The 13113-nt window shown below is 69.7% G+C and carries 12 protein-coding genes; 3 read left to right on the top strand and 9 right to left on the bottom strand.

Annotated features, from left to right (window positions below; translation table 11 throughout):
* Window position 1: 1 nt before the first annotated feature.
* The 9 genes from ACWEOO_RS13070 to ACWEOO_RS13030 are packed head-to-tail and all read right to left on the bottom strand — an operon-like array spanning window position 2 to window position 8443.
* Window positions 2-976, bottom strand: coding sequence for a glycosyltransferase family 2 protein (locus tag ACWEOO_RS13070; protein WP_452143129.1), 975 nt, complete (start codon window positions 974-976; stop codon window positions 2-4).
* The gene (locus ACWEOO_RS13065) at window positions 973-1617 is read right to left on the bottom strand and encodes a phosphatase PAP2 family protein (protein ID WP_452143128.1); all 645 of its coding nucleotides are present in this window, start codon (window positions 1615-1617) and stop codon (window positions 973-975) included. Before ACWEOO_RS13065 ends, ACWEOO_RS13070 begins: the two co-directional genes overlap by 4 nt.
* Window positions 1618-1626: 9 nt before the next feature.
* Window positions 1627-2943 (bottom strand): glutamate-1-semialdehyde 2,1-aminomutase, encoded by a 1317-nt coding sequence (locus ACWEOO_RS13060; protein WP_452143127.1) that lies wholly within the window; start codon window positions 2941-2943, stop codon window positions 1627-1629.
* Window positions 2940-3488 carry a dTDP-4-dehydrorhamnose 3,5-epimerase family protein gene (locus tag ACWEOO_RS13055; protein ID WP_452143126.1) on the bottom strand — a complete coding sequence of 183 codons (549 nt, stop codon included), beginning with the start codon at window positions 3486-3488 and terminating at the stop codon, window positions 2940-2942. Before ACWEOO_RS13055 ends, ACWEOO_RS13060 begins: the two co-directional genes overlap by 4 nt.
* Before the next feature lies 1 nt (window position 3489).
* Window positions 3490-4614, bottom strand: a complete 1125-nt coding sequence (locus ACWEOO_RS13050) for a class I SAM-dependent methyltransferase (RefSeq protein WP_452143125.1) — start codon at window positions 4612-4614, stop codon at window positions 3490-3492.
* Between the two features lie 11 nt (window positions 4615-4625).
* The gene (locus tag ACWEOO_RS13045) at window positions 4626-5276 is read right to left on the bottom strand and encodes a PIG-L deacetylase family protein (protein WP_452143124.1); all 651 of its coding nucleotides are present in this window, start codon (window positions 5274-5276) and stop codon (window positions 4626-4628) included.
* Window positions 5276-6130, bottom strand: coding sequence for a sugar phosphate nucleotidyltransferase (locus tag ACWEOO_RS13040; RefSeq protein WP_355688486.1), 855 nt, complete (start codon window positions 6128-6130; stop codon window positions 5276-5278). Before ACWEOO_RS13040 ends, ACWEOO_RS13045 begins: the two co-directional genes overlap by 1 nt.
* A 25-nt stretch (window positions 6131-6155) precedes the next feature.
* Window positions 6156-7382, bottom strand: a complete 1227-nt coding sequence (locus tag ACWEOO_RS13035; RefSeq protein WP_452143123.1) for a methyltransferase domain-containing protein — start codon at window positions 7380-7382, stop codon at window positions 6156-6158.
* Window positions 7382-8443: an NAD-dependent epimerase/dehydratase family protein gene (locus ACWEOO_RS13030; protein WP_452143122.1), complete on the bottom strand. Its 1062-nt coding sequence runs from the start codon at window positions 8441-8443 to the stop codon at window positions 7382-7384. The genes ACWEOO_RS13035 and ACWEOO_RS13030 overlap by 1 nt, the downstream gene beginning before the upstream one ends.
* A 186-nt stretch (window positions 8444-8629) precedes the next feature.
* Between ACWEOO_RS13030 and ACWEOO_RS13025 the strand changes: the two genes are divergently transcribed.
* Genes ACWEOO_RS13025 through asnB form a run of 3 tightly spaced genes read left to right on the top strand, consistent with a single transcriptional unit; the run spans window position 8630 to window position 13108 of the window.
* A complete protein-coding gene (locus ACWEOO_RS13025; protein WP_452143121.1) occupies window positions 8630-9952 on the top strand; it encodes a UDP-glucose dehydrogenase family protein in 1323 nt (440 codons plus the stop codon).
* Window positions 9949-11187: a glycosyltransferase family 4 protein gene (locus tag ACWEOO_RS13020; RefSeq protein WP_452143120.1), complete on the top strand. Its 1239-nt coding sequence runs from the start codon at window positions 9949-9951 to the stop codon at window positions 11185-11187. Before ACWEOO_RS13025 ends, ACWEOO_RS13020 begins: the two co-directional genes overlap by 4 nt.
* Before the next feature lies 1 nt (window position 11188).
* A complete protein-coding gene (asnB, locus tag ACWEOO_RS13015) occupies window positions 11189-13108 on the top strand; it encodes an asparagine synthase (glutamine-hydrolyzing) (RefSeq protein WP_452143119.1) in 1920 nt (639 codons plus the stop codon).
* Window positions 13109-13113 lie beyond the last annotated feature (5 nt).

Here is a 13113-nt window from a genome sequence, read left to right as displayed (position 1 = left end):
GTCAGTTCCCCTCCGAGCCGGCCACCACGGCGTGGACGGACAGCGTGTCGATCGCACCGAAGTCCTGGATCGGCGCCGGTTTCGAGCGGCCGGGCATCCGGCGGGTGACGCGGCTGGTCAGCCAGCGGCGGATGTGCCGGTTGCACTCGCGCCGCTCGGCGGGCGTCAACGGAGCCCGCCGGACGGCGGCGAAGTAGCCGAGGACGTACTCGGCGACCAGCCGGGCCGGCGGGTGGACGAGCTTGTTGGAGCGCCGCGGGTCCAGGTTGCGCGACCAGCTGCTGATGGTCGGGTTCGCCTGCAGCGCGCGGCCGTCGTGGTGGCGCCGGAAGTACAGCCAGTCCGGCACCTGCAGGAAGCGGCCGTGCAACGCGACCTCGGCCATGAACACCTGGTCGGCGTGGTAGAAGCTCCCGTGCGGCTTGACCTTGCGCAGTACGTCGGTGCGCATCACGCCGTAGAAGTCGTCGGCCTGGATCGCGCCGGGCAGGTCGCCGTCGAACAGCATGCTGCGCAGCCGTTCGGGCGCCTGCGGCGCGTCGGTGTGCAGCGGGTACTCGAGCGCCTGGATCACGGTGTCCGCGCCGTCGATCGCCGCCGTGTAGCTGTGCGCCAGGATCGCGTCCGGGTGCTGGTCGAGCAGCTCGACGCAGCGGGCGACCAGGTCCCGCGCCCACAGGTCGTCGCCGGAGGCCCACTTGAACAGTTCGCCCCGGCTCTTCTGCAGGACGAAGTCGTGGTGCGGCGCGGCGCCGACGTTGCGCTCCTGCCGGTAGAACGTGATCCGCGGGTCCCGCGCGGCGTACTCGCGGCAGATGTCGTCGGTGCCGTCGGTGGACGCGTTGCTGGACAGGATCAGCTCGAAGTCGGTGTAGGTCTGGCCGAGGACCGCGTCGATCGACGCGCGCAGGTAGTCCTCGCCGTTGTACACCGGCAGGCCGATGCTGAGTCGCGGCCGAATACGGTCAGCGGTCATGACAGGCTCCCAACTGAGTGCGGCGCGGTCCGGTGGACCGGCGTGAGAAAGCGAGGCGATGCGGCAACGACAAGCAGCGGTACGGCGAGCAGCAGGCCACCGATCACGTCCGTGAACCAGTGCATCGACAGCAGCAGGAGCGACAGGCCCATCGTCAGCTCGGCCACCACCGCGACCCACCACGCCCAGGCCGGCGGGCGTTCCCGCCACAGCAGCAACACGCCGCCGAGGCAGGTCAGCAGGATCACCATGTGGCCGGACGGGAACGAGCCGCTGAACGAGCCGACGTGCCCTTGCGGATCCGGGCGCGCCACGATCGCCTTCGCGACCTGGGTGATCACGACGGCGGCCAGCGCGAGGATCCCCGCGAACACCAGCGGCCGCCACGACCTGCGCCGGGCCCCGGTCAGCGCGGCGACCAGTGCGAAGACGACGAGCGCGACCTCGGGCGCCGCGCCGTCGACGACGTTGCCGAAGATCTGTTGCCAGATGCCCCAGACGTCGTCGGGGCGGAAGACCTGGCGCAGGTCCTGGTCGAGGCCGTTGACGTGCCCGGCCGACGCCACCACGGCGAGCACCACGAACGCCACCACGCTGGCTACGGCCAGGAGGTTGGTCCAGGTGAACCGGGTAGCTCGCATGAGGTTCCTTCAGACGTACTTACGGAAGACGGGCCGCACCGGACGACCGCCCAGGAAGGCGTTCACGTCCTGGGCGTCGAGTGCCTGGCGGTAGACCGTGCACGCCTTCGCGACGACCTCGACAGTGCGGTCGATGTCGGCGTCGGTGAGCGCGCTGCTGACGACGAACGACGGCCCGATGACACCGCCGGTGATCAGCTCCCGGAGGAACAGGGTGCGGTAGATCTGTGACGGTTGCCGGTCTTCGTCGAGCGTCGCGAACACCAGGTTGCTGGCCCGGCCGCGGACCACGACGTGCTCCTGGACTCCGGCCGCCGCGGCGACCTCGCGGACGCCCCGGGCCAGCCGCTCACCGCGCTCGTGCAGCCGCGCGGCGATGTCCTCCTCCGCGTAGACCTCGGTCACCGCGATGGCTGCCGCGAGGGCGTGCGACTCGGCGCCGTGCGTGGTGGACAGCAGGAAGACGCGCTCGTGGCTGTCCCGCAGACCGCCGCGCTCCATGTACTCCCGCTTGCCGGCCAGCGCGGACACCGCGAAGCCGTTGCCGAGCGCCTTGCCGAAGGTGGACAGGTCGGGCGTCACGCCGTACAGGCCCTGGGCGCCGGCCGCGGAGAACCGGAAGCCGGTGATCATCTCGTCGAAGATCAGCAGCGCGCCGTAGCGGTGCGCCAGGTCGCGCAGGCCTTCGAGATACCCGGCCGGCGGGTCGTGCTGGGTCGCGGCCTCCAGGATCAGGCAGGCGATCTCGCCGTCGTGCTGCCGGAACAGCTCCTCGGTGGCGGCCAGGTCGCCGTACGGGAAACCGACCGTCAGCGCGCCGATCTCGGCGGGGATGCCGGCCGCCATCGGCGTCCGGGTGATGAACCAGTCGTCGATCGAGAAGAACGCGTGGTCGGCGCAGATCGCCACCAGCCGGCGGCCGGTGACCGCGCGGGCCAGCTTGACGGCGGCCGACGTCGCGTCCGAGCCGTTCTTGGCGAACTTCACCATCTCCGCGGTCGGCACCGTGGCCAGGAAGCGTTCGGCGGCGTCCAGCTCGACGATGCTCGGGCGGACGAAGTTGCTGCCGCGGTCGAGCTCCCGGCGGACCGCCTCGAGCACCTTCGGGTGCCGGTGGCCCAGGCTGACCGCCCGTAGGCCGGAGCCGTACTCGATGTACTCGTTGCCGTCGACGTCCCAGACGTGCGCGCCGTCGCCGCGCTCGATGACCGGCGCCATCTGCTCGGGGAACTGGTCGTCGCCCTTGGCGTAAGTGTGCGCGCCGCCCGGGATCACGTCGTGCAGCCGCTTGTTCGCGGCGATGGACTTCTCGAATGATCTGGTCATGTCAGCCTCGCAGTGGCGAGTGCCAGTGATGCGGCGGCCTTGTCGCGCTCGGACATCAGCGTGATCGGCAGCGGCCACGGGATGTCCAGCTCGGGGTCGTCGAAGCGGATCGCGACGTCCTCGGACGGGTCGTGCGCACGGTCGATGCGGTACGAGACGTCGGCCGGCTCGGTGAGGGCCTGGAACCCGTGCGCGCAACCGGCCGGGACGTAGACCGTCACCTGGTTGTCGCCGGTCAGGTCGAAGGTCTCCCGGTTGCGGTACGTCGGCGAGTCCGGGCGCAGGTCGACGACGACGTCGAACACCGCGCCGTACGAGCAGCGCACCAGCTTGGCCTCGCCCTTGCCGGAGCGGGTGTGCATGCCGCGGACCACGCCCTTGCGGGACCGGGAGATGCTGTCCTGCACGAAGGCGTCCGGGTCGAGACCGGCCTTGGCGACCACGTCCCGGTCGAACGTGCGGGAGAAGAATCCCCGTTCGTCACGGTGCGGCGCCGGCCGGAAGAGCAGGACGCCGGCGATGCCCGGGATCTCGATGACGTCCATGTCAGCGACCTCTCTCGTGCGGTTCCGGGAGCGGGACGAGGTACGTCGTGCCCCAGCCGCCGTCGGCCTCCAGCTGGGCGATGATCTCGTCGGCGATGTCCCAGGTCAGGACCAGGACGACGTCGGGCTTCGCGGCCAGCAGGTCGGCGATCGGGCGGATCGGGACCAGGCAGCTGCCGGGGATCCGGCGGCCGTGCTTGCCGGGTGCGAGGTCGACGGTGAACGGCAGCAGGTCCGTCGTCACGTTGCTGAGGCCGAGCAGCACCGGCGCCTTCGACGGGGCGCCGTACCCGAGCACGGTCCGTCCGGCGGCCCGGTGGCGGGCCAGTTCGTCGTGCAGCGCGCCGGCCGCGTGCCAGGCGGCCTCCTGCAGGCTGCCGAGCTGTACCTCGTCCGCGAGGCCCGCGGCGTCCTCGTCCTCCAGCACCACGTCGATCGATGCGTCCGGCCGCGCGTCGGCGGTGTGCCGCAGCATCACCATCAGGCTGCCGCCGTACATGTCGACCTGCTTGACCGACTCGACCATCAGGCCGTGCAGCGCGGCGAGGTTGCGCAGCGCCCGCAGCGACACGTACGCCCAGTGCCCGTGCCGGATCGTGTCGAACTGGTTCCCGACGAACAACGGCAGCAGGTGGTGGAACTCCATCACCAGCAGCCCACCCGGTGCCAGCCGCTCGGCGCGCAGCTTCAGCGACGCGCCGTATTGCGGCTCGTGCACGATCCCGTGCACGTCGATGACGAGATCGGCCTTCTCGCCATCGCCGGCAAGCCGGCAGCCCGCTGCGGTCAGGTGGTCGAGCCAGGACCCGCCATGCGGACTGCCGAACTCGAACACCACCCCGCCAGTCAGTTCGGGGTAGTCACGAAGGATCTCCTTGACCGAGGCCTCCGCATGCGCCCGGCTGGTCGCCGACTCCACTGCCAGCGGCTCCTCGGCGATCTGTGCCTCGACCGGACCGAGCTGCACCAGCGTGCAGTCCCGGCACAGCCACAGCGCGAGCGGCCAGCGCGGATCAGGTCCGGGCGTATCGGCAGCCGGGAAGTAGTCCGCGCACGGCTGCTCGCCGATGTCCACGACGGGTACGACGTCGGACGACCCGCACCCACGGCACCTGAAGCTCACCACATCCCCCTCCTTCACCATGTCAGCGTGGCTTTGGCCGTCGTGAACGCCTCGGCGTAAGGCGCGCGGCACTCCATGCCGCGCAGCCGGGCCAGTCCGGCGAACACCTCTTCGTCGAACCAGTCGTGCGGGACCTGGGACGGGTAGGCCTTGTGCAGCAGCGCCACCTTGTCCCGCAGCTGTTCCTCGGTGAGCTCGACGTACAGCCACGGCCGGCCGAAGTCGCCGTCCCACTTGGGGATCTCGTAGTGCAGCACCAGGTGGTTGCGCCACACCGTCGGCGCGAGCTCGGCGATCAGCCGGTGGTCCTGGTGCGCGTCGTGCTTGCCCGGGGCCAGGACCAGGTCCGGCGTGCGGCCCTCCGCGGCCGTTGCCTCGAGCAACTCCTTGGTCTCGTTCCAGTGCGCCGGCAGCCGCCCGTCCGGCAGCCCGGCCGAGGTCACGCTCACCTCGCACTCCGGCAGGAACAGCTCCGCCGCGCGGCGCGCCTCCTCCAGGCGCGCCGGCGTACCGGTCGCGATCACGAACTCGGCGGTCAGCTCCGGCACCGACTCGGCCAGCTTGAGCAGCGTGCCGCCGCAGCCGATCTCGATGTCGTCCGGATGCGCGCCGAGGGCGACCAGGTGGACCGGCCCGTCGATCAGGCCGAGCTGGAACGGGAGCATCAGATCGCCACCACTACCGGACCGTCGGACAGCCCGTCGGACACCTTGTCCAGCACCCGGCCGTGGTGGCCCCGGTTCTCGTGGCTCCACAACGCCCACGGCTTCTTCCCCGACCGGTACAGCTCCTCGAGCTGGCTGCGTTCCTTGAGCGTGTCCATCGGCGCCCAGAACCCGTGGTGCGGGATCGCCTCCAGCTTGCTCATCGCGGCCAGCCGCGGGAACGCGTCGCCGACCAGGTCCTCGTCCTCGTGCAGGACGTCGAAGATGTCCTTCTTGAGCACGAAGTACCCGCCGTTGATCCACGCGTTCAGGTCGGCGGCCGACCGCAGCCCGGTGACCCGGGAGTCGGTGCCGAACTCGACCACGTGGAAGGACGCCTGCGGCGGCACCGCGAGCAGGCTGGCGGTGACGTCGCTGGTCACGACGTGGTCGATGATCTTGTCCATCGGCGCGTCGGTCAGCACGTCGCCGTAGTTGGCCAGGAACACGTCGTCGTCCTCGAGGTACGGCCGGACCCGGCGCAGCCGCTCACCGATGCTGGTGTCGATCCCGGTGTCGACGAAGGTGATCTTCCACTCGCTGATGTCGGAGTCGAGCAGCTCGATGCGCTGGCCGCCCTTGGTCATCACGAAGTCGTTGGAGACCGTCTCCTCGTAGCGCAGGAAGTACTCCTTGACCGCCGAGCCGCCGAAGCCCAGGCAGAGGATGAACTCGGTGTGGCCGAAGTGCGCGTAGTACCGCATCACGTGCCACAGGACCGGCCGGTCGCCGATCGTCATCATCGGTTTCGGTGCGGAGTCGACGCCGCTGCGCATCCGCAGCCCGAACCCTCCGCAGAAGATCACGACCTTCATCAGACTTCTCTCCCCCCAACGGCTTTCAGATCACTTCGAGGCGCGGGATCGCGACGACGAACTTCGCGCCCCACTCCCGTGCGTAGCCGAGCTGGTGGACGATCTCCGTGCGCAGGTTCCACGGCAGGATCACGATGTAGTCGGGGCGCGTCTCGGCCAGGCGCTCCGGGGCGAAGATCGGGATGTGCGTGCCGGGCAGGTACATCCCGTGCTTGTGCGGGCTGCGGTCCACCGTGTACGGCAGCAGGTCCTCGCGGATGCCGCAGTGGTTGAGCAGCGTGTTGCCCTTGCCGGGCGCGCCGTAGCCGGCGACGAACTTGCCGTCGCGCTGCGCCTGGATCAGGAACTCGAGCAGGTCGGACTTGATCGTGAAGACCTCGGCGGCGAAGCCCAGGTGCCCCTCGACCGTGTGCAGGCCGGCCTCTTCCTCGTCCATCAGCACCTTGACGACGAGGTCGGACGGTTCGCCCGCGGTCTCGACCGGGGTACTGAAGACCCGCAGTGAGCCGCCGTGGCTGGCCAGCTCCTGGACGTCGACCACCTTCAGACCTGCCGCGGCGAGGGCCGCGGAGGCGGTCTTGAGGGTCAGGTACTGGTAGTGCTCGTGGTAGATCGTGTCGTACTGGCGGTTCTCGATCAGCCGGAGCAGGTGCGGGAACTCCAGCGACACCAGACCGTCGTCCTTGACCAGCGCCCGCAGGCCCTTCGCGAAGTCGACGATGTCCGGGACGTGCGCGAACACGTTGTTGCCGACGACCAGGTCCGCCCGGCCGTGCCGCGCGGCGGCGTCCTGGCCGGTCTCCTCGCCGAGGAAGTAGCTCTCGGTGCGGATGCCCTTCTCGTTGGCGATCTTCGCGATGTTCGCGGCCGGCTCGATGCCGAGCACCGGGATACCGAGCGCGACGGCGTGCTGCAGCAGGTAACCGTCGTTGCTGGCGGCCTCGACGATCAGGCTGTTCCCGTCCAGGCCGAGCCGCTCCTGCAGGTCGACGACGAAGCGGCGCGCGTGCTCGACCCAGCTGGTGGAGTACGACGAGAAGTAGAGGTAGTCGCTGAAGACGTCGTCGGCCGCGACGTACGCCGGGAGCTGCACGAGCAGGCAGTTGTCGCAGATCCGCACGTGCAGCGGGTAGAACGTCTCACCGCTGTCGAGCTGGTCGGCGCGCAGATAGCTCTCGCACGGCGGTGACATGCCCAGGTCGACGAAAGTCTGATTCAAATCGGCGCCACACAGGCGGCACGCCACTGCCATCAGTCCATCTCCTTCGGTCCGGGGAACTGCGCGTCGGTCTGCCGGCGCAACTGGTCGTCGACCAGGCCCGCACCGAGCAACTGCTGGATGCGGCGCAGCCGGACGAACTGGGCCGAGTTGAAGTCGTCGAGCGTGAGACCGTGCCGCTGGTAGGCGTCGTACAGCTCATCGACGCCCGTGCGGACCGTCCAGGCGAGCTTCAGGTCCGGGAACGTCTCGTTGAGCTTGCTGAAGTCGACCTTGTAGTTGCGCAGGTCCGGTCCGGCGCCGTCGGCGATCGACAGTGTCGACCCCGGCACGGCCTCGCGGACCATCTCGGCGATGTCGCGGACCTGCACCACGTCCTCGGACCGGCCGACGTTGAAGGCCTCGTCGTGGATCGTCTCCCGGGGCGCCTCGAGCACGGTGGCGAACGCCCGGCTGATGTCCTCGATGTGCACGAGCGGCCGCCACGGGGTGCCGTCGCTCTCCAGCCGGACCTGGCCCGACGTCAGCGCGATCGCGGTCAGATTGTTGACGACGATGTCGAGCCGCAGCCGCGTCGAAGCGCCGTACGCGGTCGCGTTCCGCAGGTACGTCGGGCTGAACGAGTCGTCGGCGAGCTTGGCCAGCTCCTGCTCCGCCAGCGCCTTCGTCTCGCCGTACGGCGTGACCGGGAACATCTCGGCGTCCTCGGCGACCGCCTCCGAGCCCGCGGCGCCGTACAGGCTGCACGAGGACGCGAACAGGAACCGCCCGACACCGGCGTCCTTCGCCGCGCGGGCGAGGTTCAGTGTCCCTTCGAGGTTGACCGAGTACGTCGCGTCGCGGTTCAGGTGGCCGAGCGGGTCGTTCGACAGCGCGGCCAGACACACCACCGCGTCGTACCCCGCCAGCTCCCCCGCCGTCACGTCCCGCATGTCCCGTGGTGCGCGGCCGCCGATCGGCTCCGGCCCGCCCAAGAGGTCGCAGCCCTCGTAGAGGCCGGTGTCCAGCCCGTCCACCTGATGCCCGGCGGCTCGCAGGAACGGCACCATCACCGCTCCGATGTAACCCCGGTCCCCGCTGACCAGAACCCTCATCCGTCGTCCCCTCACCCCAGCACTGGTCTGTCGACCAATACAGATCACCGGGACCGCCCGTTGATACAGGCAAATTTCTTCCGGCGATTTTCTTCGGCCGGTATGTATCAGGACGGCGTCGCGGTCGCTCTCATGGGCGCTGTGGGGACGTGGGCGAAGCCGCGTCGTGAGCCTGTGGGGGGCGTTATGAAGGTGGCCGTTTTCGGCTTGGGGTACGTGGGGTCGGTGACCGCGGCTTGTCTGGCCGCCGCCGGGCACGACGTCTGGGGGGTGGACGTCGACACGGCGAAGGTCGACCCGATCACCCAGGGACACAGCCCGGTCGTCGAACCGGGACTCGACGAGCTGGTCGCGGCCGGCGCCACCTCGGGACGGCTGCATGCCACCACCGATCCCCGGCCGGCGCTCGACGGCGCCGACGTCTCGCTGATCTGTGTCGGCACCCCGTCCACGCAGGCGGGCAGCACCGACCTCACCTACATCAAGCGCGCGGTCCGCGACATCGCCGAGGCCGCGCAGGTCGTGGTCCGGCCGGAGTCCGGTTTCCACACCATCGTCGTCCGCAGCACGGTGCCGCCGGGCACCGTCGACGAGGTGGTCGCCAAGGTGCTCGCCGACGTACCGCCACCGGAGGGGCTCACCTTCGGTACGGCGATGTGCCCGGAGTTCCTGCGCGAAGGATCCGGCCTGGCGGACTTCTACGAGCCGCCGTTCGTCGTGGTCGGCACCCGCAGCCCGAAGGCCGGTGCCGCTCTGACCGACCTGTTCGCATTCCTCGGCGCCGAGGTGCAGGTCGTCGACGTGCGGACCGCGGAGGCGCTCAAGTACGCCTGCAACGCGTTCCACGCCACCAAGGTCTCGTTCGCCAACGAGATGGGCCGGATCTTGCGGCACTTCGGCGTCGACTCGCGCGAGGTGATGAAGATCTTCGTGCAGGACACCAGCCTGAACATCTCGCCGTACTACCTGAAGCCCGGTTTCGCGTTCGGCGGCTCGTGCCTGCCGAAGGACCTGCGCTCGGTGCTGCACCTCGCGCGCACCCACGACACCGAGCTGCCGCTGCTGGCCGGCGCGCTCGCCACCAACGAACGCAGCGTCCGCGACGTCGTCGACCGGGTGATCGCCGGGCCCGGCCGCGAGATCGCGCTGCTCGGCCTGAGCTTCAAGCACGCCACCGACGACCTGCGCGAGAGCCCGAACGTCGAGCTCGCCGAACGGCTGATCGGCAAGGGCTACAACCTGCGGATCTATGACGCAATCGTGAACCCGACCCGCCTGGTCGGAGCGAACCTGCGCCACGTCCGCAGCAAACTGCCGCATCTGCAACGGGTGCTCACCGACGACCCGACCGCCGCGCTGAGCGGCGCCGACCTGGCCATCGTGTCGGCCACCGACACCGCGGCGGTCACCGCGCTGCTCGCCGCGCCGCCGGCCCGCATCATCGACCTGAGCGGCCGGCTCGGCGCCGATGTCGAGGCACTGCACGGATACGAAGGAGTGGGCTGGTGAGCCGTCCGCGCGTGCTGATCATCATCCAGAACCTCTGGGTGCCGTTCGACCGCCGCGTCTGGCTGGAGTGCCAGGCGCTGGTGGCGGCCGGGTACGACGTCACGGTCGTCTGCCCGAAGGGGCCGGGCGATCCGTCGTACGACGTCATCGACGGTGTGACCGCGCACAAGTACAAGGCGTACGCGCCGGGCGGCAGCAAGATCAGCTTCGTCTGGGAGTACGCGTATTCGTTCCTGCTGACGCTGCGCCTGGTCTTCCGGGCCCGCAAGGCCGGGCGGTTCGACGTGCTGCAGGCGTGCAACCCGCCGGACATCTTCTGGCCGATCGCGATGCTGCTGCGCCGGCTCGACGGGACCAAGTTCGTCTTCGACCACCACGACCTGTGCCCGGAGCTGTTCCAGTCCCGGTTCGGCGGTACGTCGAGCCTGCCGTACAAGGGCTTGCGGTTCCTGGAGCGGACCACGCACCGGCGGGCCGACCACGTGATCTCGACGAACGACTCGTACCGGCGGATCGCGATCACCCGCAGCGGCAAGGCGAACCACGACGTGACCGTGGTCCGCACCGGGCCGGACCCGGACAAACTGCTCCGCGGCGCAGCGGACGAGTCGCTGCGCCGCGGTCACCGCCACCTGGTCACCTACATCGGCGTGATGGGCCCGCAGGACGGCGTCGACATCGTCGTCCGGGCCGCGGACCACATCGTCAACACGCTCGGCCGCACCGACGTCGCGTTCACGCTGATGGGCGGCGGCGACTCGTTCGACGACGTGGTCGCGCTGCGCGACCAGCTCGGGCTCGCCGAGCACGTCGAGTTCACCGGACGGGTGCCGGACGAGACCGTGCGCGCGGTGATGTCGACCGCGGACCTCGGCCTGTCGCCGGACCCGAAGAACCCGCTCAACGACGTGTCGACGATGAACAAGACCATGGAGTACATGGCGTTCGAGCTCCCGGTCGTCGCCTTCGACCTGGTCGAGACCAGGGTCTCCGCCGCGGACGCCGCGGTGTACGTCGAGCCGAACGACGTGGCGCAGTACGGCGACGCGATCGTCGAACTGCTCGACGACCAGGTCCACCGCCGCCGGATGGCGAAACTCGGCCGCGAACGGGTCGAGCGGGTGCTCGCGTGGCGGCACCAGCAGAAGGCGTACCTCGGGGTGTACGACCAGCTCACCGGGCACGTCAGCCGGCTCGCCGGCGTCACCGGCATCAAGAACGCCGCGGGGTCCTGAGGTGTGCGGCATCGCCGGCTGCTACCAGCAGCGCGACGGCTTCGCGCTCGCGGAAGCGATGAGCGACCGGATCGCGCATCGCGGACCGGACGCACACCAGATCTACCGGTTCGAACAGACCGATGTGAACGCCCACCTGGCGCACCGCCGGCTGTCGATCATCGACCTGTCCTCGGCCGCGGACCAGCCGTTCAGCAAGCAGGGTCTGACGATCTGCTACAACGGCGAGCTCTACAACTACCAGGAACTGCGCGCCGAGCTCTCGAAGGCCGGCGTGCACTTCCGCACCCACGGCGACACCGAGGTCGTGCTGGAGGCGTGGCGCCGCTGGGGCCCGGACGCGCTCAGGCGTTTCCGGGGCATGTTCGCGTTCGCGATGCTGGACGAGGACAGCGGCAGCCTGTTCCTGGCCCGCGACCCGCTCGGCATCAAGCCGCTGTACTTCCTGCGTCGCCAGGGCGGCGTGATCTTCGCGTCCGAGCTGAAGGCCCTGGTCACCGCCGTCGGTTCCGAGCTGCGCACCGAGCCGGGCGCGCTGATCGCGTCGATGCTCTACTACTGGCTGCCCGAGCAGCGCTGCGCGATCGACGGTGTGGAGAAGCTGCCGCCCGGATCGTGGGCGGAGTTCCGGCCGGACGGCAGCAGCCGGGAGGCGACGTACTGGCGGGTGACCGAGGTCGCGACCGAGGCCGCGGCCGGTCCGCGGGCCGACCTGCGCCAGGTCATCGAGGAGTCCGTGGCCGCGCACCTGGTGGCCGACGTGCCGGTGTCGACGTTCCTGAGCGGCGGCCTGGACTCCAGCCTGGTCACGGTGCTGGCGAAGCGGATGGACCCCGGCGTCGACTCGTACACGATCACGTTCCGCGCGCAGGACCAGAAACTCGAGGCGATGCCGGACGACGCGGTCTACGCGCGCAAGCTGGCGCAGCAGTTCGGGATCGACCTGCACGAGATCGAGATCGCGCCCGACGTCGTCGACCTGCTGCCGCGGATCGTCGACATCCTCGACGAGCCGATCGGCGACCCGGCCGCGATCAACACGCTGCTGATGTGCGACACCGCACGGGACGCAGGTGTGAAGGTGCTGCTGTCCGGGATGGGCGCCGACGAGTTGTTCGGTGGCTACCGCAAGCACCTCGCGTGCGTGATGGGAGCGCAGTACCAACGACTTCCCCGCGCTCTGCGCAACGGTCTGGTCGGGCCGGCGGTACGCCGCCTCCCGGTGACCGTGAACGGGCGCGGACTGCGCTACGCGCGCTGGGCGAAACGGTTCGAGACGTTCGCGAACCTGCCCGAGGAGACCGCGTTCCGGCGCAGCTACACCATGTACGACGGCGACCAGCTCGCCGGCCTGCTCAGCCCGGACCTCGAGCCGTACGTCGGGAAGCTGCTCGCCGAGCACAGCGACATCTACCACGACACCACGCTCGACGACCACGTGAACCGGATGTGCCTCGCGGACTCGCGGCTGTTCCTGCCGGGGCTGAACCTCGCCTACACGGACCGGGCCAGCATGGCGGCGTCGACCGAGGTGCGGACGCCGTTCGTGGACCCGGTCGTGGCGCGTGCGGCGTTCTCGATCCCGGGCGCCGAGAAGATCCACCGCCGGGTCGGCAAGCTGGCGCTGAAGAAGGCGGCCGAGGCGTGGTTGCCGAAGGAGATCATCTACCGGCCGAAGGCGTCGTTCAGCGCGCCGCTGCGGGCGTGGGTGCGGAACGACCTGCGCGAACTGGTGGACGACGTGCTGCTGCGCGGGGAGCTGGTCGGGAGCGGGTTCTTGCGGCAGGCCGCCGTACAGAAGCTGGTCGACGACGAGCGGGCCGGGCGCGAGGACTACTCCAAGCAGATCTGGCAGTTGCTGACGCTGGAGACCTGGACCCGGAACATGCGGTCCCTCGGCGTCACGATCACCTCCCTCTGACTTTC

The sequence above is a fragment of the Kribbella sp. NPDC004138 genome, assembly GCF_053603655.1.
Note: the sequence above shows the minus strand (reverse complement) of the source record. Positions and strands in the feature narration are given on the sequence as shown.